A 25,414-nucleotide genomic window follows, 5' to 3' on the forward strand; every position below is an offset into this window, starting at 1 on the left:
CGCAGCGGAGGCTGCGGCGACGACGTCAGCGCAGGACGGTCGCCAGCTGGCTCGGCGTGACGGTCTGGGTGGGCGCGAAGTCGGCGCCCGCCAGGTACTCCAGCAGGCTCCGCCGGAACTGACGTGCCGCGAGGCGGTCACCGTCGGCGTCAGGGTTGGGATCGAGGTTGAGCGAGCTGACCATGATGCGCCCCGCACCGATCCTCGCCTCGAGCAGCACACCGAGCCGGCGTGCCTCGAACCAGGTGTCGATGGGCTGGGCGACGGGCCGCAGCCCGGCGGGAAGCCCGTCGAGCAGCATCGCCCTGGCACCCTTCAGCAGCTCCCACCACTGCCAGTCGGTGGTGCCGCCGGTGGGGAACTGGCGGAAGGCGGGGTGCCGCGGGTCGTGCAGGACGCCGAGGGTGTGCGGCGCCTGGCCCTTGGTCCAGGCGGTGTTCCAGAAGGCCGGCGTGAACCCGAGCGCGACGTCGTTGCCGATGCTCGCCGCGTCGAGCTCCAGCAGGACGGCGGCACCGCCGCTCGCGCGCTCGACCGCCTCCTCGAGATCGCTCGTCACCACCACCGGCTCCGGGACCGCCACGTCCTCGGCGACCGGGTAGACCCACAGGTCCCAGTCGTTCTCGTACCGGGCGCCCGCGACGTCCTGCACCGCGACGGCGAGGGTGACCTGCGCGGGCCCGGCGACCAGACCGGCGGGCACCCGGACCGGCCCGAACCGGGTGCCGTTGCCGACCGGGACCCGCACGCCCCGTGCCACCGGGCCGCTGCCGACCTCGGCGCCGTCCTGGTCACGCAGGCTCCAGGTCACGTCCGCGTCGAGCGGCGCCGCGCCGAAGTGCGCCAGCTGCACCTCGAACTCGATCTCCTGGTCGGCGGACCAGACCCGGCGCGGCAGGCGGGCCAACGGGACGGTGGGACCGCAGAACCGGGCGAACTCGTCGGCGGTCGCGTAGCCCTTCGACTCCCAGAAGGGGTTGAGCACACCCACGAGTGCGGTGCCCTGGCCGGGGAAGTCGGTGAGCCCGAGCAGGTGGAAGCCGCCGAAGCCCTCCGTGCGCAGCGCGGCCTCGATGTCCTCCTTGTAGCAGAGCAGCTGAAGCCGGCCCGAGGCCTGCAGAAAGGCCCCGGCCTGGTCGGACATGCCGCCCTGCTCGAGGAAGTCCGCGAAGATGCCGAAGTTCTCGGGCCGCAGCAGACCCGTGTACCGCGACACCTCGTCGAAGTCGGGGTAGGCGCACCACTGGCCGATCTCGTGGCTGACGATCGGGCGCGGCCGGGACTCCACCCACTGGCGGTAGTCGGACCGCGTCTCCGGCGCGCGGCCGTTGAGCCGCGACTCCAGACCCTCGCCCCAGCGGTGCGCTCGCGGGTCGGGGATGTTGTCGAAGTCGTTCTCGGTGATCGCGGGCCAGCCCGCGCCGCTGGTGTACAGCCGGCGGGGGTCAGAGGTGCGCCAGGTGGTGACCCATGAGGCGAGGAACTCCGCGTCGCGGCCGCCCGGCTCGTTCCCGTGCGCCATCATGACGAACGAGGGGTGGTTGCCGTAGGCGTCCAGGATGCGGCGGGTCTCCTCTAACAGGTACCCGTCGACCGGGCGTCCCTCGCCGAGCGCCGCGCCCTGGTTCGCCCAGACCGGGCCCTCGACCTGGAGGTAGAAGCCCGCCTCGTCCGCGGCGACGAAGGCAGCCTCGGGCGGGCACCACGAGTGGAAGCGGAGCAGGTTCAGGCCGTGCTCCCGGCAGACGGCGATGATGCGGCGCCAGGAGCCGACGTCGGTCGGCGGGTAGCCCGTCAGGGGGAAGACGCACGACTCGAGGGTGCCGCGGATGAACGTGCGCCGGCCGTTGATCGTCACCTGCGTGTCCTCGACCCCGACCTCGCGCAGGCCGAACACCGTGCGCACGGTGTCGTGGTGCTCGCCCCCGTCCACCACCGTGGCCAGCTCCACGGTGACGTCGTACAGGGCGGGCTGGAACTCGTCCCACGTCAGGGCGCCGTCCCCCAGCGGCAGGTCGAGGTCCACGTGTGCGCCGCCCGACGTCAGGCCTCGTTCGCCCAGGTCGCGGCTGTACTCGGCCTCGAACTCGACCTCGACCGGCCCGGCCTCGTGCTGGCCGGGCACGTTGAACCGTCGTGCGGAGACGCGCACGCTGCCCGTTCCCGCACCGGCGCTCCCGGCGGCGATGTCGACCTTGACCCGCGCGGACCGCGCGGCGACGTCCGGCATGACGCGGACCCGGCTGATGCGCACCCGTGGCGTCGCGGTCAGGGTCAGGGAGCCGACGACGCCGTTCCAGTTGCCCTGGGTGTGGTCGGAGATGCTGTGCGCGTTCGGGCCCACGTCGATCACGGTCCTGTTGTCCACGCGGACGGTGACCAGGTGGCGGCCCGGGGAGAGGCGGCCGAGGTCGAAGCGGTGGGCGGTGGTGAGGCTGCGCTCGGTCCCGACGAGGACGTCGTCCAGCCACACGGTGGACTCCCAGTGCACGCGCTCGAGGGACAGGACGACGTCGCGGTCCGACCAGCCGGCCGGGATCTCGACCTCGCGCTGGAACCACGCGGCGCCGCGGTAGTAGACCCGGGGCTGCAGCCAGAACGGCACCGCGATGTTGCCCGGCTCGCGGTAGGGCGCGTAGCGGTCCTCGGTGAAGAAGGAGCGGTCCACGATGCTGCCGGTCCAGGGCGTGTCCACGCCCACGGGGTCCCCGAGGCCCTGGTGCTGCACGGATCCGGGGAGCGCCAGGGTCTGCGGTTCCCCGGGCAGCCCCTGGCGGAACCACTGCTGGACCTCTCCCACGCCCTCGGGGTCGAGGGCGCAGCGCCACTGGCCGGCCAGGTCGAGCGACCAGAGAGACACGGATTCGTCGGTGAGCATGGCTCGACCCTAGGACCGGTCCCCGGAGCGCTGAAGGGACGATGCTCTGCACTGCATGGACGATCCTGCGATGCACCGGGCGGTTCATGGTGCGGTGCATCGTGCGGGAGGCGCGGCGCTGCGCCGCGACGTCAGCGGCTCTTGCGCGCCCGGTACTCGCTCGGGCTGACCGAGTGGATCTTGCGGAACTGCCGGGAGAAGTACAGCGGGTCCGGGTAGCCGACCTGTCGCGCGACGGACCCGATCGGGCGGTCGGTGGTGTCGAGGAGCTCGCGCGCCGACGCCATGCGCAGGCGGGTCTGGTACTCGAGCACGCCGAACCCGGTCGCCCTGCGGAACAGGCCCGCGTAGTGGGACGTGCTCAGACCGGCCATGCTCGCCAGCTCGGTGACGGAGACGCGCTCGGCGATGTTGGCCCGCAGGAACTCGAGGGTGGACTCGATCGGTGCGCTCCGCTCGGCAGCCGTGCTCCGGCCGGCGGCGATCAGGGCGAGGGCGTGCCACGCGGCGCCTGCCGCGGCGACCAGGCTCGAGGCCGTCTCGTCGCGCTCCATGCGACGCAGGACCGTGTCGATCAGCGCGACCACGCGGGACGCGTCGCCGAGCCGGACGACCGGACGCTGGACGGTGACGTCCATCGCCTCGAACAGGCCGCCCACGGCGGAACCGGTGACATGCATCCACCAGATCGTCCAGGGGTCGAACCGGTCGGCCTGGTAGCGGTGCGTGGTTCCCGCCGGGATGACCAGGGCGCTGCCCGCCCCGACCTGGTGCACCCCGGACGGCATCGAGCAGCTGCCGCTCCCCGCCGCACAGACCAGGACGATGTGCTGCGGCGCCCCGTGCGGCCTGGTCCGGGTGTGGCGCACTGCGCGAGGGAAGAACCCCACGTCCGTCACGAGGAGCTGTGCCGTGGCGGGCTGGGTCCGCGCGTGGGCCACCAGGGGCTCGGGCAGGACCCGCATCCGCTGGCCTGGGAAGCCCTCCCCGAGCTGAGGGGTCCATCCGTCGTCCACGGGTCGGACCGTCGTTCTGTCCATACCTTCCGCGGGATCGACCATGCCCCGAGCCTAGTCACGACCCGTGTGCCTCGCGGGAGGCCGTGAACACGAAGCTGGCCGCGCCGCCCCCGAGGCCGGCCTTCGCGGAACCCAGCAGGACCCATAGGCCAGGTGGCGTCCCGCACGGAACGGCGGGACGCCACGGGGCGACCAGCCGGTGGCGGAACTTCTCAGGTCACGCCGCGAGCTGCTGCTTCAGGGCCTCGACGTCGTGGACGTTGGACATCTGCACGAACTTGCCGTCGCGGACCTTGTACATGGCGATCTCGTCGATCTCGATCCGAGCGCCCGTGGGTGCCACGCCGAGCCATTGCTTGGTGGGTGTGCCGTGGTTGACGGAGTGGCAGGACAGCGTCCCGCCTTCCGCGTCGATCACGACCTCCTTGATCTCCCACCGGATGTCAGGAACGGCGTCGGCGATGCCCTTGAGCGCGGCGATGACGTCGTCGCGGGTAGCCGGCTGGCCGTGGGAGACGATCGACTCGGCGACGAATTCGTCCATCCGGTCGAACTGGTGCGCGTTGAGCGCCTCGGTGTAGCGGTCGTAGAACTCGCGGATGTTGAAGTCGGACATGACTGCCTTTCTCGCCCGGTGTCCGGGCCCTGTGCTCATGTTCACCTGCGCCCTCGATGCTGCCCGGACGAGGTCGTGAGATCCATGACGCAGAGTCCAGAGTTCTTTACACATCGTCCAGGCTCCGGTCAGGGGAGCGTGACCGTCACCGCGGCGGGGGCAGCGGTCATCGATGCCCGGATGAGTGCGCACAGCTCGGCACGGGTGGCGCTCGTCTCGGCGTCGGGCGTCGTACGCCACGCGTCCACGGCAGCCCGGTGGCCGGCGACGGCGACGGCGCACACGATCCGGGCCGAGAGATCCGCCCCAGGGGCGCCGGCCAGCCGTGCCACGATCGCGTCGACCACCTGCTGCGTAAATCGCTCGCACACCAGCATGCCCGCGGCGTCGATCGTGGGGTGGGTGCCGCTCAGCCGTGCGCTCAGCACGGCGAGACGCTCCCAGCCGGGTGGCATCCGGTCGACGACGTCGACCAGTGCGTCGCCCAGAACCACCAGCAGCGGCCCGCGGCCCGCGAGGACCTGATCGAGCTCGGCGATCAGGGTGCGCCAGACGTCGTTCAGCGGGGTCAGGGCGAGGTCCTCCTTGCCGGCGAAGTAGCGGAAGAAGCTCCGCTTGGACACCTCGGCCTGGTCGCACAGCCAGTCGACGGTCACGGCGTCGTACCCACGCTCGACGAAGGCCGGCAGCGCGATCTCGACCAGCCGCTGTCGGTTGCGGGCGATCCGTCGGCTGCGGAGCGTGCCGGTGGTGCGTGTCGTCGTCATGCGTAGATCCTAGCGAACTGGCACTCAGTAGCAGTTGGCATACAGTAGCGCCATGCTCGCATGGACGGTCGACCACTCGTCACCCAGTCACCTCGGCCTGCGGGAGGTGCCGGACCCGGCACCGGGACCACACGACGCGGTCATCCAGGTACGAGCCTTCGCGCCGAACCATGGGGATCTGGAGGCCCTGCCGAGCCTGCCCGACGGGACGGTTCCCGGGTGGGACGCGGCAGGCGTCGTCGTGGCCGAGGCTCTGGACGGGACCGGGCCGCGCCTCGGCCAGGTGGTGGCGTCGCTGGGCGTGGACAGCGCCTGGGCGGAGCGTCGGCTCGTGACCGCGGAATCCGTCGGGGTCGCCCCCGACGGCGCCGATCCCCACCGCACGAGTGTCGTGCCGGTCGCCGCCACCAGCGCGCTGCGCGGGCTCCGCCGCCTCGGCCCGCTGCTGGGGCGCCGCGTGCTGGTGCTGGGCGGGACCAGCGCTGTCGGGCTGTTCGCCGTCCAGCTCGCTGCCCGCGCCGGCGCCGAGGTGGTCGCGACGACCAGGAACCCTGCCGCGCACCAGCGGCTGGTCCAGCTCGGTGCGCACGAGGTCGTCGCCTCGCCGTCCGACCTGAACGGCGACGTCTCCGGCGTGCTCGACCTCCTGGGCGGCACCTACCTGGTCCAGGCGTTCGCGCGGCTCGCGCCCGGCGGCACGCTCGTGGCGCTCGGGCATGCGGCGGGGCAGGGAGAACACTTCGCGTACGGCGACCTGTTCGGCGACGCGGCCCGGCACGACCGTTCCCTGACGACGTTCTTCCTCGGGGCCGAGCCCGACCTCGGCCCCGACATGGCGTGGCTCGCGGCCGAGATCCACGGCGGGCGCCTCGATCCGGTGGTCGCAGCCGTGCGGTCATGGCGCGAGCTGCCGGATGCCTTCGCCGCCGGGGTGGAACGGACGCACGGCAAGGTCGTTCTGACCGTCGAGTGAGGGCGCCAGAACTTCTGGCGGCCCACCGCGGGGAGCCTTACCGCGAGGAGTGGTCCGAACGTCGCTCGTGCGACGTCTGCGGTCGGCGTGCCCCAAGGTGTCGGCGGCGCGGACCCGCGACGGCGGGGACCGGCCGGCGCCGTCGTCCGGCCGTGGTTCACTGACCCCGTGACGCGACCCCTGCGCAAGCTCGGTTTCCTGACCATCGGCCTGTTCGACCCGGACCACCCGCGTGCGGGGCACGAGGCCACCCTGCGGCTCATCGAGCTCGGTGAGCAGCTCGGCCTCGACAGCGCGTGGCTGCGCCACCGGCACCTGCAGCACGGCATCTCGTCCCCGGTGGCGGTGCTGGCCGCGGCCACGCAGCGCACCAGCCGGATCGAGCTGGGTACGGCCGTGACCCCGCTGGGCCTGGAGAACCCGTTCCGGCTGGCGGAGGACCTCGCCACGGTGGACGTGCTCTCCGGCGGACGCCTCAACCCCGGGGTGAGCGTGGGCCCGCCGATCCACTGGGACCACCTGCGCGACCACCTCTACCCGACCACGTGGCAGCACGAGGACTTCTCCAAGGCACGCGTGGAGCGGCTGCTGCACAACCTGTCGGGCGGCGCGGTCTCCACGTTCGAGGGCACCGAGGGGATCGAGACCTACTCCACGCGCATCCAGCCCTTCTCGCCGGGCCTGCGGGAGCGGGTCTGGTACGGCGCGGCCTCGGCGTCGTCGGCGGCGTGGGCCGGGACGGCGGGCATGAACCTCCTCACCTCCTCGGTGCTCGACGCCGGGGACGCGGAGCACCCGGACTTCGCGGCGCTCCAGCGCGAGCAGATCGAGCTGTTCCGGGCCGCCCACCCGGCCGGCCAGGCGGCCCGGGTCTCGCAGGGGCTGGTGGTGATCCCCACGGACGGCGCCACCCCGGAGCAGGTCGCCCGGTACGAGGCGTACGCAGCGGCGCGGCTGCCGCGCACCGCGGCGCCCGTCCCGGCGGGGCCGCGGCGCATGCTCTTCGCGCCCGACCTCGTGGGTCCGGCCGAGCAGCTCGCCGAGCGGCTGCGCGCCCACGCCGGTTTCCAGGCCGTGGACGAGGTCGCGTTCGCGCTGCCGTTCACCTTCGACGAGCCGGACTACGCGCAGATCCTCACCGACCTGGCGACGCGGCTCGGACCGTTGCTGGGCTGGGCGCCGGCGCCTGCGTCCGTCTGACGCCGTCCGACACGCCCCGCCGTGGTCGAGGGCCCGAGGCCGCAGTGCGGGGGTCCCGTTCAACCGTTTGTCAACAACGGCCGACTTTCGCCCTGGTGCCAAAGGCGACGTTTTGGGCGAGCTACGATGGGCGTCTCCTGGCCGGAGGGAGTAAAGGGCTGTGGCGAGCACGCCGTTCGACTTGGAATCGAGTATCTGGTGGATCGTTCAGCGCGATCCATCGGAGATTTGCTTTCCGTCCGTGCGGGACGTCATGAGTCGAGCGCTGCGCCGAATGGAGGCGCTGGATCGCGACAGTGCTGGACTGTACGCGCACCTGGTCGCGCGCGCCGAGTCCGAATTCGAGCACGAGTACCTTGCTTCGTGTTTTCCGGAGGCGGCCGGTTTGACCCCGGCTTCGGATGTCTCCTTACGCGGTGAGCCTGGCACTCCGATGCACATCGACCACCCGGATCGTCGATGGCGAGTTGACAATGTCGACTTTGAGATACGCGACCTGGACGCCGCCGTCGAACTATGGTGGTTCGGAAGGCGCAACACAGAAGTGCTGGGCGATCTCATCTTCGGCGGCGTCCAAACTGCTGTCTCGAACGTGTTGACGCTCTCCCAGCGTCAGGCCAGGGTGTTGTTCGACGGGCTCTGGGATGAGGCGCGCGACGCTCACGAGATGTCCTCGTTGATCACCGCACTCGCCGAAGAGTTCTCTCGACGAGATATCTTTCATGAATTTCCGATCTTGTATCGGTGGACCGACGTCGATGGTCCGGTTCGCGACGAGATGCTGAATCAGGGCTATCTGGCCGGCCGTGCGGACGGTCCATCGGGTCCACCTCCCGAACGGCCTGACTGGGTCGCGATCGCGAGGAGCTTTTGGGCAGACGTGCGTGAGCTGGACGAGGAGGGCCGCCGGGATGCTGCGATCGACATGGAGGTGCTGTTGTACGGGCCGGTGTTTCGGTCCGTCTTCATCTTCCGCGAACTGTGGTCGAGCGCACGCAATGACGACGAGCTGATCTGGCTGTTGGACCATTTTCGTCTTCCGTTCTGCGAACTGGGTCTGGCGACGAAAATCCCAGAAATCAAGGATGCTGCCCGCCGGAGTGCGGAAATCCGGTATGTGCTGGAGAGGCTCACGTAGGAGCAATAGGGTGTGCTTGAGCTGCCGTCGGAACGGGCCTGATGTCGCCAGACCATGCCGGCGAGAGCAATTGACTGTTCGTCCACCACGTAGTGGATCCAGCCTGGTTCTCCACGCGGTCGGCCGGGCCCCGGCCGTAGTCTTCCGTCGTGGAGAATCGGTCTACGGCGAAGCTCGAGGAACTGCCCGATGGGTCGCTGCGGGGGCCCAACCTTCGGAGGGTGGAGACGTCCTGATGCTTCCAGGGCGAACACTAGACCGGGTGTGATCGGGTCACCGCCATAGGTCTGCTCGCACGGGAACGCGTCAGAGCTGTCGTGGGCCGAGGTCGCTCAGCACCGCGGTGAGGTTGCGGATGCCCGCGTTGTCGTTGTCGGCCTTCCAGATCGGGCCCCAGCTGATCCTCCAGTCCTGGCGGAACGGCCGGTAGGTGAGATCGGGGCGCTGGTAGTAGCGTGCCGCGTGCCCGCCGAGCGGCTGGGCGACCTCGCAGTTCGCGGTGGCGCTGAAGACCTGTTCCAGCTCCGCGATCACCGGGCCGCGCGTGATGGTGCGTCCTCCCGGTGTCTGGAACGGGTTGAAGACGTCCATGTACTCGTCCGCGAAGGTGCCGGCGGTGTCGATCACCTCGAAGGCGGCGAGATCCTCCAGGCTGACCGCGTCGGCCCGGGCCAGGTCGTGGTCGAGCGCGAGGGCCACGACCATCGGCTCGGTGAACATGACCGGGCCGCTCGTGAGGTCTGGTTCCGTGATGGGCAGCCACCCGATGTGCACGTCGATGTCACCCTGCCGCAGTACGGCCATGGCGTTGCTGAACGGCTGGTAGCGCACTCGAAGGTCCCAGCCGGGGTGGGCAGCGCGAAACGCGTCCCAGTACGGCCGCAGCTCCAGGGTGTTGCCGGCGGCGGTCCCGACGCGCAGCACGCCGGCGCACCCGCTCGCGGCCACGCGTGCCCGTTCGGTGCTGTCGGTGATGGCCCGGAGCAGGGGCCGAAGATCGTCCCGGAGCCGCTCGCCGATCGGCGTCAGGCGCACGACACGGCTGGTGCGGTGGAACAGCGGGGCGCCGACGCTGCGCTCCTGCTTCTTGATCGACTGGCTGACCGCAGCCTGGGACAGGTGGCCAACCATGACCGCGCCATCCCTCCCCACCCTGCGGACGGCCGACCGCGACCAGCTGCAGCGAGACATCGAGAGCATGGTCGAGGCGGGGTTCACCGGGGTGCAGCTGCGCGTGCACGACGAGCAGGGTGACTGGACCGGCGTCGCCGGCCGGCGGGCGCTGGACCACAGCACCCCGCCGTCGACCGACGGGCACGTCCGGATCGGCAGCAACACGAAGACCTTCGCCGCGACCGTGGCGCTGGCACTGGTCGGCGAGGACGTGCTCAGCCTGGACGCGTCGGTGCACGAGCACCTCCCCGAGCTCCGGCTGGACCCGCGCATCACCCTGCGGATGCTGCTCCAGCACACCAGTGGCGTCTTCAACTTCACCGGTGAGTACTACGACGACGGGACGTTCGTGCCCGGCATCCCCGCGACCCAGTCGGGCAAGGAGTGGGTCGACAACCGGTTCCGGACCTACGCGCCGGAGGAACTCGTCGGGATCGCGCTGTCCAACCCGGCTCGGTTCGAGCCGGGCACGGACTGGAGCTACTCCAACACGAACTACGTGCTGGTCCGGCTGCTGATCGAGCGGGTCGGGTCAGGAGCTCGCTACGACGCGTCGAGCTGTCTCGGGCGTGAGCCCGGTCCAGGCCCGGAAGGCCCGGTAGAACGACGTCGCGTCCCCATATCCCAGGAGGTAGGCCACCTCGGAGGTGCGCAGACCTTCGACGTCGAGGTAATGGCGGGCGAGCTCTTCGCGAGTGGCGGTCAGGACACCCTGGAACGTGGTGCCTTCCTGACGGAGCTGGCGTTGCAGGGTGCGCGGGCTGGTGGCCAGTCGGCGGGTGACGGCCCCGATCGAGGCGTCGCCCGCCGGCAGGGTGTCGCGCAGGGCGGCACGGACCCGTTCGGCGGCGGTCGCCGAGACGTCGAGGTCGGACAGGCGGCGTCGCAGGTCCGGTGCGAACACCCGCCACATCGCCTCGTTCTCGGTCAGGAAGGGCCGGGACGCATCCAGGGTGCTGAACGTGATCGAGTGCGTACCGGTCGAACGGACCCGGGTGCCGAGATACTCCTCGAGCCGCGGCAGGTCCGGGGGTCGGCCCGCAACCGTCACGCGCGAGGGGCGCACGGGCTCGCGGGTGGCGATCCGGGCGAGCGACACCCAGAACACCAGCTCCACGACCGCCAGGAGCGGGGGTGGAGCCGATACCGCCGAGGTCGGCCAGGTGTAGGAGATCGTCAGCCCCTGATCGGTCCCGGCGGACATCCGCAGCGGTCCCATGAGCGCCTTGTAGGTGGCGACGCGGCGGGCGGCGGCGGTCAGGTCGGTACTGCACAGAGCGGCGAACAGCGGTGGCGAGAACATCTCGACCGAGATCGCCCTGCCGATGTCGACCGCCAGGGACCGGTCGCCTGCCTCGACCTCCAGGGCGGTCCAGAAGCGGTAGTACTCGTCCACCGACAGCTCGATCGGGCGTCTCGCGAACAGGTCCGCCGGGAGCCGCGCCCGGCGGAGCACGACGGGCGGGGCGATGCCGACGTCGCGCAGCAGCGCCTGGACGGTCGGCTCCAGCTCGAATCGTTCTCCAGCCACCATCGCAGCCTAGGCTCGGCGACCGCCCGTCGGCCATGCAGATCACGCCGAGGTCGTCGCACGTCGCGCCAACTCGCGTGGCGCGATCTGCCACTGGTTCGGCGCGGTGGGCTAGTGAATCAGCGGGTCGGCGCCTCTAGCTTGGAGGACGTCCGCAGCACAGGAACGCAGTCACAGAACCAAGGAGCCACCCATGGCCGACAAGATCGCCCTCGTCACCGGAGCGTCCTCCGGTATCGGTGAGGCCACCGCCCTCGAGCTGGCCTCGGCCGGTTACACCGTGTACGCCGCCGCCCGCCGCGCCGCACGGATGGAGCACCTCAAGGACTCCGGCATCCGCCCGATCTCGATGGACGTCACCGACGAGGACTCGATGCGAGCCGGCGTCGACCTGATCATCGCCGAGGAGGGGCGGATCGACGTCCTGGTCAACAACGCCGGGTACGGTTCCTACGGAGCGCTCGAGGACGTCCCGATGGACGAGGCGCGCTACCAGTTCGAGGTCAACGTCTTCGGCGCCGCCCGTCTGACCCAGCTCGTCCTGCCGCACATGCGGGCCAACCGCTCCGGCAAGATCGTCAACGTCACCTCGATGGGCGGCAAGATCCACACCCCGCTGGGCGCCTGGTACCACGCCACCAAGTTTGCCCTGGAGGCCATCAGCGACTGCCTGCGCCTGGAGGTCAAGCCGTTCGGCATCGACGTCATCGTGATCGAACCCGGCGGCATCAGGACCGAGTGGGCGGGCATCGCCGCGGACAAGCTCCGCGCGGTCTCGGCAGAAGGCCCGTACGCGACCCAGGGCAACGCAGTCGCCGCGTCCCTCAACAGGGAGAGCCGATCCTCCTCCCCGTCGTTGATCGGGCGCACCATCACCCGGGCCGTTCGAGCGTCCCGGCCCAGGACGCGTTACGCCGTGGGTTTCGGGGCCAAGCCGCTGATCCTCATGCGCGGCATCCTGCCCGACCGCACCTACGACGCGCTCATCCGCAGGGCGACCGGCGTGCCCGCCTGAGACGTGCCGGCCCGAACGACGTACGGCCGGGTCCACCAGGTCCGCCTGGTCGGGCTCCCCGGGCGCCCGTCGATGCGGTCGCCTACGGGCGAACGCGGATGATCGTCTTGCCCCTGGCCCGCCGCGTGGGGTTGAACGCGGCGACCACCTCGTCGAGGCTCGCGACGTGCGCGATGTTCGTCCGCAGGCGTCCGTCGCGGACACGCTGGGCGAGCTCGCCCAGCTGCGCACGGTCGGCCTCGACGACGAAGTCGACGGCCAGCCCGTCGGCCGGTCGTGCCTCGGGCGGGCCGGCGATGCTCACGAGCGTTCCCCCTGCCCGCACCAGGGCGGCCGAACGCCGCTGGACGTCTCCGCCGATCATGTCGAAGGCGAGGTCGACCGCGCCGACGTCCTCCAGCGGGTCGTTGTCGAGGTCGACGAAGTCGTGGGCACCGAAGTCGAGCGCGGCCTGCCGGTCCGCCGTCCGCCCGGTGCCGATCACGTACGCGCCTGCCTCCCGGGCGAGCTGCACCGCCATCGACCCGACGCCGCCGGCGGCGCCGTGCACCAGCACGCTCTGCCCGACCTCGAACCGACCGTGGACGAACAGGCCCTGCCATGCGGTCAGGCCCGAGATCGGCAGGCTCGCGCCCACCGTGAAGTCGACGTCGCCGGGCAGCGGCGCGAGGTTGCGTGCCTCGACGGCCACGTACTCGGCGAGCGTGCCGTCACGGGTCCAGTCGGTCAGCCCGAACACCCGCTGGCCGACGGACAGGCCCCGCGTGCCGTAGCCGAGAGCGCTCACGACCCCGGCCACCTCGTGCCCGGGGATCGACGGCGTCCGGTCACGCCCCAGACGGTCGGTCCAGGTGCCGGGCCACGTCAGCTCACCCGGGGTGAACCCCGACGCGTGGACCTGCACGACGACGTCGTTCCCTGCCGGCTCCGGCTCGGGACGATCGGCCAAGGTCATCCCGGCCGTACCCGCGGCCTCGTCCGTCACCACGATGGCTCGCATCGGGCGCCTCCCTGTCTCGCTCCAGTGTCCTCAACCGTATTTCGGTTCGTCACCGTGAGCGGTGCGAGACGCCGACGACTTACGTGCCGGGACCACAACCGGGGGCAACGGTGTTGTGCTTCATGACGGCACCTCACAGGGGTGTCAGAAAGGAAGCGACATGGCACACGACTACACCACCTCGCCCGAGGCCTTGCGCCGACTGACGACGACGCAGTTCCGTGTCACGCAGGAAGGGGGGACGGAGCCCGCGTTCCGGAACAAGTACTGGGACAACCACGAGCCCGGCATCTACGTCGACGTGGTCTCCGGCCAGCCCCTGTTCTCCTCGACCGACAAGTACGACAGCGGCACCGGCTGGCCCAGCTTCACCCGGCCGATCGGCGCGGGCACGGTGCGGGCCGTGACGGACCGGTCGTTCGGGATGGTGCGCACCGAGGTGCGTTCCACTGCCGCGGACAGCCACCTCGGGCACCTGTTCGGCGACGGTCCGGCGGATCGCGGAGGCGAGCGCTACTGCATGAACTCGGCGGCACTGCGGTTCGTCCCGGTCGCCGAGCTGGAGGCGGAGGGCTACGGCGAGTACCTGTCGCTGTTCGAGCCGAAGTCCGAGACCGAGTCCAACACCGAGTCCAACACCGAGTCCGATACCGGGTCCGAGCCGAGCGGAGAGGCGCAGAACTGATGAGCAGCGGAACACACGACACCGGCCAGGTCACGCGTACGCCCGGGACCGAGACGGCCGTGCTCGCCGGCGGGTGCTTCTGGGGGATGGAAGACCTCGTCCGCCGGCAGCCCGGCGTCCTCGCCACCCGTGTCGGTTACACCGGCGGCCGGAACGACCATGCGACCTATCGCAACCACCCGGGGCACGCCGAGGCCGTCGAGATCGTCTTCGACCCGAGTGTGACGACGTACCGCGACGTCCTCGCGTTCTTCTTCCAGATCCACGACCCGTCGACCCTCGACCGTCAGGGCAACGACGTCGGGACGAGCTACCGCTCGGCGATCTTCCCGCTCACCCCTGACCAGGACAAGGTCGCTCGCGACACGATCGCCGACGTCGACGCGTCGGGCCTCTGGCCCGGGAAGGCGGTGACGACGATCGAGCCCGCAGGACCCTTCTGGGAGGCCGAGGCCGAGCACCAGGACTACCTGATCACCTACCCGAACGGCTACACCTGCCACTACCCGCGCCCGAACTGGGTGCTTCCCCGGCGCGACGCCGCCTCTGCCTGACCGGGCAGGCGTCGCCCACCGCATCGCGGTGGGCGACGCACCGGTTCCCGGGCCCTCTGCTCGGGCCTTCTACGCGGGCACGTCGAGGTCGCCCTTGCGGAGCCTGAAGACCTGAAGCCTCAGGTCGTAGTACTTCGTCGTCTCACCGACCCATTCCATGCCGATCGCGCGGGCCGTCCCGATCCCGTGCTGGTTGCCGGGGCGGACGACGGCGAACACCTCCTCCTCGTCATGGGAGAAGGCGTAGTGCGCGAGCGCGTGACCGGCCTCGGACCCCAGCCCGCGGCCCCAGGCGCTCGGTGCGAACTGGTAACCGAGCTCGAGGTCCTCCCCTTCGGGGGGCAGCCCGAGGATCTGCCCGGAGCCGATGAGCTCCCCGCTGTCGAGGTCGTCGATCGCCCAGCGGCCGGTAGGCCGTCCGGTCCCGGCCTGGTCGGCGACCCAGCGCTCGATGATCGCCCGCATCTGCTCGGGATCATCGATCCTGCCCATCGCGGGAGCCAGCCAGCGGGCGACGTCGGCCTCCCCGTAGATCGCCAGCGCCCCGACGGCGTCGTCCGGCTGCCAGGGCCGCAGGCGGAGGTGCTCCGTCTCGATCGTCGTGCCGTCGATCGTGACTCGATGGCTCATTTCTCCTCCTGGGTGTGCCACGACATGAGGGTCCGTGGGCGCCGGCCAGTTCGGAATCACATTCCATCGCGGATCGCAGGCTCGCGCACGGTTCGCGCGCGGCCGTGTGGATCGCATGCCACCGGACGCGCCGGGGCGACGTGCGACTGCGCCAGGAGAGTGTCACGTTCGCAGGGGCGGCGTCGTCTCCCTGCCGTCCACGGTGCCCCGCGTGAGCGGGCGCACCGGCGGTCGCCGTGGCACGGTCGGGAAGGTGATCTCCGGCCGTCCTCCGCGGGCGCGCATCCACGACGAGACAGAGCGAGGTAGCGATGAGCGGGAGTCCGACAAGAGCCGTGATCGTCGGGGGCGGTTTCGCCGGGTACAACGCGGCCCGGGCGCTGCGTCGCGCGCTGCCGCGTTCGGCCGACGTCGAGATCGTCCTGGTGAACCGGACGGACTACTTCCTCTACCTGCCGCTCCTGCCGGAGGTCGCGGCCGCCGTGATCGATCCCCGGCGGGTGACGGTCTCGATCCCGGCGACGCTCCGCGGGGTGCGGCTGGCGCTCGGCGACGTGACGGCGATCGACCCGGACGAGGACCGCGTCGAGTACACCGACCCGGAGGGCGGGACGCACACCCTGCACTACGACCGGCTGATCGTCGCGGCGGGCAGCGTCACCCGGCTCCTGCCGGTTCCGGGCGTCGCCGAGCACGCGCACGGCTTCCGCGGGGTCGCGGAGGCTCTCTACCTGCGTGACCACGTGATCCGGCAGGTGGAGCTGGCGGCCGCGACGGACGACCCCGCGGAGCGGGACGCGCGCTGCACGTTCGTCGTCGTCGGCGCGGGCTACACCGGTACGGAGGTCGCGGCGCAGGGGCCGCTGCTCACCGAGGCGCTGCGCCGGCGACATCCCGTGCTCGCGAACCAGCGGATGCGCTGGATGCTGCTGGACCTCGCGCCGAAGGTGCTGCCGGAGCTCGACCCGCGCCTGTCCCGCGCGGCCGACCGCGTGCTGCGCGGCCGCGGCGTCCGGGTACGGACCGGGACCTCGGTCCAGGAGGCGATGCCCGACGGCGTCCGGCTCACCACCGGTGAGCTCGTGCCGGCCCGCACCCTGGTGTGGTGCGTCGGCGTGCGGCCCGACCCGCTGGTCAGCGACACCGGGCTCAAGACGCAGAAGGGTCGTCTGGTGGTCGAGACCACGCTGGAGGTGCCCGGACGGCCGCGCATGTTCGCGTGCGGGGACGCCGCGGCCGTGCCCGACGTGACGCGGCCGGGCGAGGTCACCGCCATGACCGCGCAGCACGCGAGCCGCCAGGGCACGCTCGCCGGCCGGAACGTCGCGGCCTCGCTCGGCCACGGCACCGTCCGCGCGTACAAGCACCACGACCTCGGGTTCGTCGTGGATCTCGGCGGCCTCCAGGCGGCCGCTAACCCGCTGCAGATCCCGATGTCGGGGCTGCCGGCGAAGATCGTGACCCGCGGCTACCACCTGATCTCCATGCCGGGCAACCGGGTCCGCACCGCCGTCGACTGGCTGCTCGACGCCGTCCTGGGCCGGCAGTCGGTCCAGCTCGGCCTGGTCCGCTCCGCCGCCGTCCCGCTGGACAGCACGGCGCCCCCGGCGTCCCCCCGCCTAGCGGCTCGCGGTGGTGACGGAACCTCGTGAGCGAAGAGGCATCGGCAACCGGTGGACGACGCCGGAAGCCGGAGCCGAGGGCTTTTCCACCAGCTCCAGCAGGAGCTCGACGGCCCGACGGCCGAGGGCTCGGTGGGGCAGCGCGAAGGTGGTGAGCCCGGGGCGGAGCCACCCGGCGACGGACGCGTCGTCGAACGAGACCACGGAGACGTCGTCCGGGATCGTCAGCCCGGCTTCCTGGACGGCCTGGTACGCGCCGAACGCGAGGCGGTCGTTGAAGCAGATGAGGGCACCGGGAGGACCGTCGCCACGCGCGATGATCCGCTGCACCGCGTCCCAGCCCTGCTGGGGAAGCCACGACGGGTCCTCGTACCCGGAGCGGGGCTCGACCCCGGCCGCACGCAGGGCGGCCAGGATCCCGGTGAGGCGCTGGTGCGCGGCCACGGACACCGCGGGCCAGTCGTCCGGCCCCGGGCCCGCCCCGATCAGATGGATCTCCCGGTGGCCCGCGGCAAGGAGGAGCTCGGCAGCCTCCCGTCCGGCGCGCTCCTCGTCCGGCAGGACGCTCGGGACGGTCGCGCCCGGAGGCGCGACGAGATTGAGGAGGACGGCCGGGATGCGGTCGATCTCCTCGGGCAGCGACCGGGACCGGGTGAACATCGAGGCGAGCACGACTCCGTCGACCTGCCGGTCGAGCATCGCCTCCACGAGCTTGGCCTCTTCTGCGGGCTTGCCGCCGGTCTCGCCGATGAAGAGCATGAACCCCTGCTCGCGGCCGGCCTCGATGGCTCCCTTGATCATGTCGCCGGCCAGCCGGGAGGAGGCGACGCTGTCGGACACGAACCCGAGCGTCCTGGTGGTGCCCTTGCGCAGACCCACCGACACGGCGTTCGGCCGGTAGCCCAGCTCCTGGGCCGCGGCCCGGACCCGGGTGTGCACCGCCTCGGAGATGCGCAGCTGGCGCCCGCGGCCCGTCATGACCAGCGAGGCGGTCGACGACGACACCCCCGCGGCCTTGGCGACGTCGGCGAGCGTGACCCGCTTGTGTCCCACGACCCTCCTCTCGTCGCCTGAATACTAGTCAGCCCGTCGCTCCCGCGGCGTCGGCACCGTGCCCGGCTACTTGTCTCCGGACACTTGACAGGCCGGAGCGACCGCACTCATATTTGGCCATGCTAAGTCGGTTTAGCAACCCCCAGCAAGGATGCCCGGGGACCTGAACGAAGGGAGATGACGGTGTCTCGTCGACGAGGAAACACCCGCACACGGCTGGCGACAGTCCCGGCTCTGGGACTGGCCGTCGCGATGGCGCTGTCCGCCTGCGCGCCCCCCGGAGGGAGCGCCTCGGACGAGCCCGGCGGCTCGGCGCCCTCCGCCGGGGCCGGGGACACGGCGGCCACCTGCGGGACGGGGGACGTGACCCTCAGCTCGTACATCGAGACCGGCTTCCCCCTGTTCAAGGCGCTCGCCGACGAGTTCACGGCGCAGCACCCGAACGTGACGTTCGACATCCGGGAGGACCAGTTCGCGGTGCTCACCCAGAACGCGCCCCGGGTCCTGGCAGACGACCCGCCCGACCTGATGCGGCTGCCCCAGGTGTCCGAGCTCGCGGCGGACGGCCTGCTGCTCGACCTGGACGGCTACGCCGAGGTGCTCGGCTGGGACCAGTGGCCGTCGTCCCAGCTCGAGCAGATGCGGGTCGACGGCGAGGGCAGGCGCGGGGACGGCCCGCTGTACGCGATGGGGCTGAACTTCTCCATGACCGGCGTCTTCTACAACAAGGACCTGGCCGCGCAGGTCGGCATGACGGAGCCCCCGGCGACGCTCGCCGAGCTCGACCAGCTCATGCAGGAGGCCAAGGAGGCCGGCCTGACCCCCGCGGCCCAGTTCAACGGCGGCGCCACCGGTGGCCTCGCCTTCCCGCTCCAGGGACTCATGGCGTCGTACGGCGACCCCGCCGAGATCAACTCCTGGATCTACCAGCAGCCCGACGCGACGATCGACACCCCGGCCGGCCTCGAGGCGACCGAGCACCTGCAGCGCTGGATCGACGCGGGCTACTTTGCCGAGGACATCAACTCGATGGACTACGCCACGATGATGAGCCGGTTCATCGACGGACGCAGCCTCCTCATGTTCAACGGCGACTGGGAGTCCGGAAACCTCGACGAGCAGATGCCCGGCGACGTCGGCTTCTTCCTCATGCCGCCGCTCGAGGAGGACGGCGGGATCGGCGCCATGTCCGCCCCGCTGACCTACGGCATCTCGGCCCGGGCGGAGAACCCCGACTGCGCGGCGTACTTCCTGGACTGGATCGCCACCGACGACGAGGCCCGCACCATCGCCGTCGAGGTCGGCGGGTCGCACCCGATGGGCCCGGCCGACGCCTTCATGCCGGAGGTCGACGCCGACACCGTCACCGCGCAGACGCTCGAGGCAGGTGCCGCGGTAGGGGAGAACAACGGCGCGATGGACTTCATCGCGAACGCCACCGGCTCGATCTACGCCAAGAGCTGGACGCCGAACCTGCAGAAGCTGGTCGCCGGCGAACAGGACCCGGCTGGGCTGCTCAGCTCGGTGCAGTCCGACTACGCGAGCCAGATCGGCGGCTAGGGCGACACCATGACGCACCAAGCGCCAGCCGGCGTCCTGCCGGCAAGCCACCCGGCGGAGCCCGCCGGCAGGACGTCGCCGGTCGGCGGGCGCCGCACCCGTCAGGTGCGGCGCCTGCGCCAGGCCGGCACCGCCCTCCTGCTCCTGCTCCCGGCCGCGGCGGCCTACGGGATGTTCGTGGTCCGCCCGATCCTCACCACGATGCAGTACTCGTTCTACGACTGGAACGGGATCTCGGGGTCGACCTGGGTCGGCCTGGAGAACTACGTCCGCATCCTCACCGACCCCGAGCTGTTCGGGCCGATCCTGCACGCGTTCGAGCTGATCGTGTACTTCAGCCTCGTCCCGGTCTCCCTCGGTCTGCTCGCCGCCGCGACCATCCGCAAGTTCGCGACCAGCCGGGTCGCCGCGGCGGCGCGCGTCGTGCTCTTCCTGCCCCAGGTCATCCCGCTCGTAGCGGCGGGCATCATGTGGACCTGGCTCCTGTCCACCGACGGCCTCGTGAACCAGCTCCTCCGCCTGGTCGGGCTCGGTTCCGTCGCGCGCGCCTGGCTCGGTGACTTCGACACGGCGCTGCCCGCCGTCGGCCTCATCGGAGCCTGGGTCTCGCTCGGGCTCTGCATGGTCCTCCTGCTGGCCGGGATGACCAAGATCGACCCGGCGCTGTACGAGGCCGCGCGGCTCGACGGCGCCGGAGCCCTCCGCGAGTTCTTCGCCATCACGCTGCCCGGCGTGCGGCAGGAGCTCGCGGTCTGCCTGACCGTGACCGTGATCAGCGCCCTGGCCAGCTTCGACATCATCTACATCTCCACGCAGGGCGGGCCGGGCAACAGCACCCTCGTGCCCGGTCTGGAGATCTACTACCTGGCCTTCTTCGAGCGCGAGGTCGGCCAGGCCTCGGCGCTCGCCGTCGTCCTCATGCTCCTGGTCCTCGCGGTCGTGCTGCCGCTCCAGCGCGTCACCCGGGGGAGGGAGCAATGATCACCTCGTCGCGCGAGAAGCTGATCGGCCGCGTCCTGCTGGCCCTGCTCATGGTGTTCACGATCGTGCCCTTCGTGAGCCTGTTCATCACCGCGCTGCACGAACCAGGGACGTACCCCGGAGGCCTCGCGCCCCCGGAGACCGCTCACTGGTCCAACTTCGTCACTGCGTTCCGGTCGGCCGACATGGCCGACATGCTGGTCTCCAGCGTGCTCATCGAGCTGGGCGTCGTGCCCGTCGCACTCCTGATCGGCACCCTGGCCGGATTCTCGCTGGGTCATCTGCGGCCGCCGGGGCACCGGGCGATCTTCATCGCCTTCCTCCTGGGGCTCACGCTCCCGTTCGAGGGGGTCGTCGTGCCGCTCTACTACCAGGTCCGCGATCTCGGCCTGCTGAACACCCGGTGGGCGATCATCCTGCCGCTGATCGGGCTCTACATGCCGTTCGCGGTGATGTGGATGCGCGCGCACTTCGTCAACATGCCCGAGGACCTGTCCGAGGCCGCCCGCCTCGACGGCGCCTCGACGTGGCAGCTCTTCATGCGGATCCACGTCCCGCTGTCGATGCCGGCCCTGTCGTCGCTGGCGATCCTGCTCTTCCTGTGGACGTGGAACCAGTTCCTGCTGGCCATCGTGCTCGTCGACGACCCGACCAAGCGCACCATGGCGGGCGCGCTCGGTGCCTTCCAGGGTCAGTGGGGCACCGACATCCCCCTGCTGTGCGCGGGATCGCTGCTGATCCTGACGCCGACGCTGGTGGTCTTCCTGGTGTTCCAGCGGCACTTCGTGGCCGCGCTCATGCAGGGCGCGGTCAAGGGCTGACCTGACGGGGCGGCCGGCCTCCACCGTGGAGGCCGGCCGCTCCCTCAGATCAGCCCACGCAATGGGTCATGACCTCTTGCGCTGGGCGAGCAACCACTGGAGCGTCTCGGGATCCTCGAGCGTCGGAGCCGCGGCGAGGTGCCGGTCCGGCAGCGAGAACGCCTCGTCGCCGTACTCGGTCCACCGGGCGAGGTGGGCGATGCGCTTCTTGCTCAGCCCGCGAGCCTCGTAGGCCGCGACGAGCTTGTCGTAGGACGCACGCGCGTTCGCGACCGGCAGCAGGTGGTCGCCGGTGCCGTGGGTGATCCACATCGGTACCTCTGCTGCCGCGATCGGCGCGAACTCGTCCGCGTCACCGGGAAAGCCTCCGGTGAGCAGCCCGCCGGCGAACAGGTCCGGCCGCGTCGAGAACGCCTCCCACATCAGCTGCGAACCGTAGGAGACCGATGCCGCGTAGACGCGCCGGCGGTCCACAGCGAAGCGGGATGTGAAGTCCTCGACCAGCTCGACGACCTGAGCGCCCTCGACGGCCTTGCCGACGCGCCGGTTCTGCGGGGCGACGACGATCACACCCTCGTGGGTGCCGGACCACTCGCGCTGGTTCCACGCGAGGGCAAGCATGTCGGACGCGAGCTCGACACCGCGGTTCTGCCCGTCGTAGCCCATGCCGTGGCCCGGCAGCGCGACGACGAGCGGGTACCGCTTGCGCGGGTCGTAGCGGTCGGGCAGCCGGTAGTCGTACACCAGCTCACCCGTCTCGGTCTCGAGCGACCCGCCGCGGAACCGGTCGACCTCGCGGTCGATCGGCTCCTCGGTGAGCCGGTGCGGGGTCCGTGGCGCGGCTGCCGAGACGACGGCGCCGTGCGGACCCACGACGTCCGCGAGCTGGGTGACCTGGGTGAGCTGGTCCGGGTTGACCCGCACCGAGCACAGGAACGTGGGGCACAGCGACGTGATGACGGTCCACCCACCGTTCGGGTCGTCGGCCAGCTCGAGCACCACGTAGCGCCCGGGCCGATGCGGTCGGTCCGTCTCGAGCAGGCGCGCCGGGTCGTCGGTCGTGTAGACGTCGGCGATCTCGCGGTCCACGAGGTTCCCGAGCTCCGAGGCCGGGTCGAAGCGGAAGTTGTAGCCCGAGTCCTCGACGCGGAACGTCGACGGCGAGAGCCTCCTGCCGTCGACCCGCGCCGCGTACTCGACGACGACCTGGGTCACCTGCTGGCCGAACGAACCCACCTCGGTGACAGGGGTGACGCTCAGGATCCCGTGCTCCCCGGTCCGGTCAGGGGACTCCGAGAGCGAAGGCGGGGCTGCCACGGCTGTCGTCGTGGCCCCACCGAGCACGAGGACCGCCGCGAGCACGGCCGTGAAGGGCCTGGCCCGACGGCGCGGCGGTGCGCCGAGGGGCCTGTGCGACCGGCCGACGTGACGGGGCGGTGATGCGCGCATGCGAGTCTCCTTTGACGGCACGAAAAGGTGCGGGCTTCTGCCGCGATACCGGTGCTAGACCGATTGAGCAAGATTAGCGTCGGAGGGCTGGAGCGTGAAGAGCACGTCTCGGGGCCGGCCTGGTCGGCGCGGCTCGCGGGGCGCTGGTCGGTGCACAGTGCGTGGCACTAGGTGTCCTGGTCGACGACGCCGGCACCGGTTGCGGCCACACGTGCTCACGCTGCGTTGGTGGGGTTGACGCGCCTCCGAGCCGCTCGGTTCCGTAGATCACCGGTCAGGAGTCCGACGACGAACGTCAGCCACGTGGGTACCTGTGCACCGACGGCCACCTGAACGAGGAGCATGGACCCTTCGTCAGGTCTGGTTCCGGCGTACCACCCGCAACCTGCACCCGGATCACCGGGCGTTGGCCGTGGGTCACGCTGCGTCTGTCACCGACTGCTCACGTACTCAGAGCAGGGCACCGAATCCGGGTGCAGGTAGCCGGCGGCGCATTCCCGTGCTTCGTACGCAACCTCGGCGGCGGTGAACAGCTCGTCACAGCCACCACCCCGCCCCAGGCCCACATCGAGATTTCCACGGCGCGGAGCACCCGCCGGCGGTCCTGCTACCGACAGAGCAGTGAAGACCTTTCCAACGAGTCCGCACGCGTTGGCTCGGCCCGGACGGCGCTGCACCGGCAGGTGCGCCGCCATGTCAGGTGACCAGCAGCCCGCCGTCCATGTGCAGGTCGTGAGCGTTGATACCAGTGTTGCTGAGCAGGAACTCGGTCGCGTCGGCGATCTCCGCCATCGTCACCAGGCGTCCGATCGGTGTCTGAGCTGAGTGTGGCGGGTTGGGGACGTCGCGCCACCTGGGGCTGTCGCCGATCAGGCCGGGATGCATGGCATTGACGCGGTGCGGTGCGATCTCGACTGCGAGGGTCCTGACCAGGCCGGTGATGCCAGCGTTGAAGGTGGTCACGATGGTCGAGCCGGGATAGGGGCGCTCCTTGGCGAGGCCCCCGAAGAGGACGACGGACGCATCGGGGGTGAACCGGTCGTGCAGCACGCGCACAGTCTCCGCATACCCCACAAGCTTCATGGTCACCGCAGAAACGGCATCCGTGATGCTGAACTGCGCCAGAGTGTTCGCCGCCTGGCCGACAGCGGTGATCACGAGATGGTCGACTTCGGACACGTCCGTCATCGAGGCCTCGATCGTCTCGGGCTGAGCGAGGTCCAGCGCCAGCCCGCGGGCGCCGCTCCCGAGCCGGGCTGCGGTGGTCTCTGCGACTGACTTGTCCCTGCTGGTGACGATGACTGTGTCCCCGCGGCTCGCGAAGTGCTGGGCGATGACGCCGCCCAGCCCGCCGCTGCCGCCGACGATGAGTGTGGTGGTCATGGACGGATGTCCTTCCGTGTTGGCAGCTCTCAAGCCGCGTGAGTTAGTATCCATTTGGATACTAACTCACGTCGGCCGTCACGATATGTTGCGTCTGTCACAACGAGAGCAGGCAGGGAGCAGTCGTGAACGACGCGGAGCTTGTCCACGAGCCGCAGCGACGGCGTCGGGACCCTGAGGGGCGCCGGACGGCAATCATCGAGGCGGCCCGGCAGACGTTCACCGAGCGGGGCTATGCCCGCGCGACCCTGCGCGAGGTCGCGCGCCGGGCCGGTGTGACGCACGGCCTCATTACTCGGCACTTCTCGTCCAAGGAGCGGCTCTTTCTCGCTGCGGTCCCGGGCAACCGTGACCTGGGGCAGGTGGCGGCCGGCGATCCGGCGACGCTGCCCGACCGGATCGCGCACGCCTTCGTGCATCGGATGGAGACCAATGCCGCGGGCGACCCGTTGATCGCTCTCCTGCGTAGTGCCGCGTCAGACGAGCAGGCTGCCGCTCGGCTCCTGGCCGCGATGCAGGAGCACAGCGTGACCGTCTATCGCTCTGTACTTTCGCCGGAGAAACCAGCTACGCCCGGCGACGATCTGGACATCCGCGTGGCGCTCGTGGGTTCGCATCTGATCGGAGTGGCATTCAGCAGGTACATCGCGCGGACCGAACCTCTCGCCTCAATGCCGACTGACCAACTCACGGAACACCTCACCAGGATCTTGCGGCACATCCTGCTTGGGTGAGGGTCGCGCGGACCTTCGCACCCTCCTCTACCCTCCCCGTCATACCCGATTCGCATGATCATGAGGTCTTCGCGCCCGGATCTCACCCGTGGTTCCGGCGCGATCTGTCTCGCCCCAGGTGTGGTGGAGGCTCGGTTCTGACGCGTCGACGGTAGTCGGCGCAGCCTCGGCCAGCCGCTGGATCGCTCGCTCCCGAAGTTCCTCGGGTTCCCCGGTCCGACCGTCAGGGCCGGGCGACCGCACGGGCGAGCGCCCAGTCCAGGGCGAAGAACTCCTTGTACTCGACGACGGCGGTGCTCGCCGTGCGCTGGTACCTCTTGACGAGTGCCTTGCCGATCGTGGGCGGGACGACGTGGTCCTCGCCACCCATGATCACGGGCAGCGGTGCTCGGTCGGCACGGGTGCAGTCGACCTTCGTGACGCCGCGTGCCTTGTTGAAGAGTGCGATCACTCCCTCGAGCAGGACCCGGTTGTAGACGTTCACCGCCTGTTCCTCCCACACACGGACTCCGCGCGAGGCAGGTCGTTGCCGAACGCGTAGTGAAACTGTCGCCGGGTGATGGGCGACGCACCGTTCCTCGCCCAGGGCTTCGACAGGATCGGAACCCGGTCACGGCCGCGGAGGACGGGAC

24 protein-coding genes and 1 pseudogene are annotated in these 25,414 nt (G+C 70.6%); 13 read left to right on the forward strand and 12 right to left on the reverse strand.

What is annotated here, in order from left to right; translation table 11 throughout:
- Window positions 1–25: 25 nt before the first annotated feature.
- From ACH45N_RS10480 to ACH45N_RS10495, 4 genes are all read right to left on the reverse strand, one after another.
- Window positions 26–2,878, reverse strand: a complete 2,853-nt coding sequence (locus tag ACH45N_RS10480) for a sugar-binding domain-containing protein (RefSeq protein ID WP_397393350.1) — start codon at window positions 2,876–2,878, stop codon at window positions 26–28.
- 131 nt (window positions 2,879–3,009) lie between these two features.
- Window positions 3,010–3,894, reverse strand: a complete 885-nt coding sequence (locus ACH45N_RS10485; RefSeq protein ID WP_397393351.1) for a helix-turn-helix domain-containing protein — start codon at window positions 3,892–3,894, stop codon at window positions 3,010–3,012.
- 220 nt (window positions 3,895–4,114) lie between these two features.
- Window positions 4,115–4,513, reverse strand: a complete 399-nt coding sequence (locus ACH45N_RS10490; protein ID WP_397393352.1) for an ester cyclase — start codon at window positions 4,511–4,513, stop codon at window positions 4,115–4,117.
- A gap of 128 nt (window positions 4,514–4,641) precedes the next feature.
- Window positions 4,642–5,280 (reverse strand): TetR/AcrR family transcriptional regulator, encoded by a 639-nt coding sequence (locus ACH45N_RS10495; RefSeq protein ID WP_397393354.1) that lies wholly within the window; start codon window positions 5,278–5,280, stop codon window positions 4,642–4,644.
- A 52-nt stretch (window positions 5,281–5,332) separates the two neighbouring features.
- Between ACH45N_RS10495 and ACH45N_RS10500 the strand changes: the two genes are divergently transcribed.
- From ACH45N_RS10500 to ACH45N_RS10510, 3 genes are all read left to right on the forward strand, one after another.
- On the forward strand, window positions 5,333–6,253 hold the full coding sequence (locus ACH45N_RS10500) for a zinc-binding dehydrogenase (protein WP_397393356.1): 921 nt from the start codon (window positions 5,333–5,335) through the stop codon (window positions 6,251–6,253).
- A 168-nt stretch (window positions 6,254–6,421) separates the two neighbouring features.
- On the forward strand, window positions 6,422–7,453 hold the full coding sequence (locus tag ACH45N_RS10505) for an LLM class flavin-dependent oxidoreductase (RefSeq protein WP_397393358.1): 1,032 nt from the start codon (window positions 6,422–6,424) through the stop codon (window positions 7,451–7,453).
- A gap of 160 nt (window positions 7,454–7,613) precedes the next feature.
- Window positions 7,614–8,591, forward strand: a complete 978-nt coding sequence (locus tag ACH45N_RS10510) for a hypothetical protein (RefSeq protein WP_397393360.1) — start codon at window positions 7,614–7,616, stop codon at window positions 8,589–8,591.
- Between the two features lie 306 nt (window positions 8,592–8,897).
- Here ACH45N_RS10510 and ACH45N_RS10515 read toward each other — a convergent pair whose 3' ends face one another.
- A complete protein-coding gene (locus tag ACH45N_RS10515) occupies window positions 8,898–9,722 on the reverse strand; it encodes a LysR family transcriptional regulator (protein ID WP_397393362.1) in 825 nt (274 codons plus the stop codon).
- A gap of 67 nt (window positions 9,723–9,789) precedes the next feature.
- Between ACH45N_RS10515 and ACH45N_RS10520 the strand changes: the two are divergent.
- Window positions 9,790–10,251 (forward strand): annotated as a pseudogene (locus tag ACH45N_RS10520) (serine hydrolase domain-containing protein); the annotation flags it as partial.
- Between the two features lie 45 nt (window positions 10,252–10,296).
- On the opposite strand, the gene ACH45N_RS10525 reads toward ACH45N_RS10520, so the two are convergent.
- Complete coding sequence (locus ACH45N_RS10525) at window positions 10,297–11,295, reverse strand: AraC family transcriptional regulator ligand-binding domain-containing protein (RefSeq protein ID WP_397393364.1); 999 nt, start codon at window positions 11,293–11,295, stop codon at window positions 10,297–10,299.
- A gap of 193 nt (window positions 11,296–11,488) precedes the next feature.
- Here ACH45N_RS10525 and ACH45N_RS10530 point away from each other — a divergent pair, with 193 nt between their 5' ends.
- Window positions 11,489–12,310, forward strand: a complete 822-nt coding sequence (locus ACH45N_RS10530) for an oxidoreductase (RefSeq protein ID WP_397393366.1) — start codon at window positions 11,489–11,491, stop codon at window positions 12,308–12,310.
- An 82-nt stretch (window positions 12,311–12,392) separates the two neighbouring features.
- Here the strand turns inward: ACH45N_RS10530 and ACH45N_RS10535 are convergent, their stop codons facing one another.
- Window positions 12,393–13,310: an NADP-dependent oxidoreductase gene (locus tag ACH45N_RS10535; RefSeq protein WP_397393368.1), complete on the reverse strand. Its 918-nt coding sequence runs from the start codon at window positions 13,308–13,310 to the stop codon at window positions 12,393–12,395.
- 160 nt (window positions 13,311–13,470) lie between these two features.
- Here ACH45N_RS10535 and msrB point away from each other — a divergent pair, with 160 nt between their 5' ends.
- Complete coding sequence (gene msrB, locus ACH45N_RS10540; protein ID WP_397393370.1) at window positions 13,471–13,995, forward strand: peptide-methionine (R)-S-oxide reductase MsrB; 525 nt, start codon at window positions 13,471–13,473, stop codon at window positions 13,993–13,995.
- The gene (gene msrA, locus ACH45N_RS10545; protein WP_397393372.1) at window positions 13,995–14,549 is read left to right on the forward strand and encodes a peptide-methionine (S)-S-oxide reductase MsrA; all 555 of its coding nucleotides are present in this window, start codon (window positions 13,995–13,997) and stop codon (window positions 14,547–14,549) included. The genes msrB and msrA overlap by 1 nt, the downstream gene beginning before the upstream one ends.
- Before the next feature lie 69 nt (window positions 14,550–14,618).
- Here the strand turns inward: msrA and ACH45N_RS10550 are convergent, their stop codons facing one another.
- Window positions 14,619–15,179, reverse strand: coding sequence for a GNAT family N-acetyltransferase (locus tag ACH45N_RS10550; RefSeq protein ID WP_397393374.1), 561 nt, complete (start codon window positions 15,177–15,179; stop codon window positions 14,619–14,621).
- Window positions 15,180–15,490: 311 nt separating this feature from the next.
- Between ACH45N_RS10550 and ACH45N_RS10555 the strand changes: the two genes are divergently transcribed.
- A complete protein-coding gene (locus ACH45N_RS10555) occupies window positions 15,491–16,831 on the forward strand; it encodes an NAD(P)/FAD-dependent oxidoreductase (RefSeq protein ID WP_397393376.1) in 1,341 nt (446 codons plus the stop codon).
- On the opposite strand, the gene ACH45N_RS10560 is transcribed toward ACH45N_RS10555, so the two are convergent.
- On the reverse strand, window positions 16,799–17,854 hold the full coding sequence (locus ACH45N_RS10560) for a LacI family DNA-binding transcriptional regulator (protein WP_397393378.1): 1,056 nt from the start codon (window positions 17,852–17,854) through the stop codon (window positions 16,799–16,801). The genes ACH45N_RS10555 and ACH45N_RS10560 overlap by 33 nt on opposite strands.
- 363 nt (window positions 17,855–18,217) lie before the next feature.
- On the opposite strand from ACH45N_RS10560, the gene ACH45N_RS10565 reads away from it, so the two are divergent.
- The 3 genes from ACH45N_RS10565 to ACH45N_RS10575 are packed head-to-tail and all read left to right on the forward strand — an operon-like array spanning window position 18,218 to window position 21,216.
- Entirely contained in the window at window positions 18,218–19,414 is a 1,197-nt protein-coding gene (locus tag ACH45N_RS10565) for an ABC transporter substrate-binding protein (protein WP_397393380.1), read from the forward strand.
- 9 nt (window positions 19,415–19,423) lie between these two features.
- Window positions 19,424–20,395 (forward strand): carbohydrate ABC transporter permease, encoded by a 972-nt coding sequence (locus tag ACH45N_RS10570; protein WP_397393382.1) that lies wholly within the window; start codon window positions 19,424–19,426, stop codon window positions 20,393–20,395.
- Window positions 20,392–21,216: a carbohydrate ABC transporter permease gene (locus ACH45N_RS10575; protein WP_397393384.1), complete on the forward strand. Its 825-nt coding sequence runs from the start codon at window positions 20,392–20,394 to the stop codon at window positions 21,214–21,216. Before ACH45N_RS10570 ends, ACH45N_RS10575 begins: the two co-directional genes overlap by 4 nt.
- 66 nt (window positions 21,217–21,282) lie before the next feature.
- Here the strand turns inward: ACH45N_RS10575 and ACH45N_RS10580 are convergent, their stop codons facing one another.
- Window positions 21,283–22,665: a hypothetical protein gene (locus ACH45N_RS10580; protein ID WP_397393386.1), complete on the reverse strand. Its 1,383-nt coding sequence runs from the start codon at window positions 22,663–22,665 to the stop codon at window positions 21,283–21,285.
- 395 nt (window positions 22,666–23,060) lie between these two features.
- Between ACH45N_RS10580 and ACH45N_RS10585 the strand changes: the two genes are divergently transcribed.
- Complete coding sequence (locus ACH45N_RS10585; RefSeq protein ID WP_397393849.1) at window positions 23,061–23,369, forward strand: CocE/NonD family hydrolase C-terminal non-catalytic domain-containing protein; 309 nt, start codon at window positions 23,061–23,063, stop codon at window positions 23,367–23,369.
- Here ACH45N_RS10585 and ACH45N_RS10590 read toward each other — a convergent pair.
- Complete coding sequence (locus ACH45N_RS10590; protein ID WP_397393388.1) at window positions 23,362–24,048, reverse strand: SDR family oxidoreductase; 687 nt, start codon at window positions 24,046–24,048, stop codon at window positions 23,362–23,364. The two genes, ACH45N_RS10585 and ACH45N_RS10590, sit on opposite strands and share 8 nt — an antisense overlap.
- Before the next feature lie 125 nt (window positions 24,049–24,173).
- On the opposite strand from ACH45N_RS10590, the gene ACH45N_RS10595 reads away from it, so the two are divergent.
- Complete coding sequence (locus ACH45N_RS10595) at window positions 24,174–24,782, forward strand: TetR family transcriptional regulator (protein ID WP_397393390.1); 609 nt, start codon at window positions 24,174–24,176, stop codon at window positions 24,780–24,782.
- A gap of 223 nt (window positions 24,783–25,005) precedes the next feature.
- Here the strand turns inward: ACH45N_RS10595 and ACH45N_RS10600 are convergent, their stop codons facing one another.
- Window positions 25,006–25,266: a hypothetical protein gene (locus tag ACH45N_RS10600; protein ID WP_397393392.1), complete on the reverse strand. Its 261-nt coding sequence runs from the start codon at window positions 25,264–25,266 to the stop codon at window positions 25,006–25,008.
- Window positions 25,267–25,414 lie beyond the last annotated feature (148 nt).

The organism is Promicromonospora sp. NPDC019610, assembly GCF_044389365.1.
Classification (GTDB): Bacteria; Actinomycetota; Actinomycetes; order Actinomycetales; family Cellulomonadaceae; genus Promicromonospora.

Coding starts and splice junctions, on each gene's coding strand:
- ACH45N_RS10480 (WP_397393350.1), bottom strand. CDS start 2,878: ATGCTCACCGACGAATCCGTGTCTCTCTGGTCGCTCGACCTGGCCGGC.
- ACH45N_RS10490 (WP_397393352.1), bottom strand. CDS start 4,513: ATGTCCGACTTCAACATCCGCGAGTTCTACGACCGCTACACCGAGGCG.
- ACH45N_RS10495 (WP_397393354.1), bottom strand. CDS start 5,280: ATGACGACGACACGCACCACCGGCACGCTCCGCAGCCGACGGATCGCC.
- ACH45N_RS10500 (WP_397393356.1), top strand. CDS start 5,333: ATGCTCGCATGGACGGTCGACCACTCGTCACCCAGTCACCTCGGCCTG.
- ACH45N_RS10515 (WP_397393362.1), bottom strand. CDS start 9,722: ATGGTTGGCCACCTGTCCCAGGCTGCGGTCAGCCAGTCGATCAAGAAG.
- ACH45N_RS10530 (WP_397393366.1), top strand. CDS start 11,489: ATGGCCGACAAGATCGCCCTCGTCACCGGAGCGTCCTCCGGTATCGGT.
- ACH45N_RS10535 (WP_397393368.1), bottom strand. CDS start 13,310: ATGCGAGCCATCGTGGTGACGGACGAGGCCGCGGGTACGGCCGGGATG.
- msrB (WP_397393370.1), top strand. CDS start 13,471: ATGGCACACGACTACACCACCTCGCCCGAGGCCTTGCGCCGACTGACG.
- msrA (WP_397393372.1), top strand. CDS start 13,995: ATGAGCAGCGGAACACACGACACCGGCCAGGTCACGCGTACGCCCGGG.
- ACH45N_RS10550 (WP_397393374.1), bottom strand. CDS start 15,179: ATGAGCCATCGAGTCACGATCGACGGCACGACGATCGAGACGGAGCAC.
- ACH45N_RS10555 (WP_397393376.1), top strand. CDS start 15,491: ATGAGCGGGAGTCCGACAAGAGCCGTGATCGTCGGGGGCGGTTTCGCC.
- ACH45N_RS10570 (WP_397393382.1), top strand. CDS start 19,424: ATGACGCACCAAGCGCCAGCCGGCGTCCTGCCGGCAAGCCACCCGGCG.
- ACH45N_RS10575 (WP_397393384.1), top strand. CDS start 20,392: ATGATCACCTCGTCGCGCGAGAAGCTGATCGGCCGCGTCCTGCTGGCC.
- ACH45N_RS10580 (WP_397393386.1), bottom strand. CDS start 22,665: ATGCGCGCATCACCGCCCCGTCACGTCGGCCGGTCGCACAGGCCCCTC.
- ACH45N_RS10590 (WP_397393388.1), bottom strand. CDS start 24,048: ATGACCACCACACTCATCGTCGGCGGCAGCGGCGGGCTGGGCGGCGTC.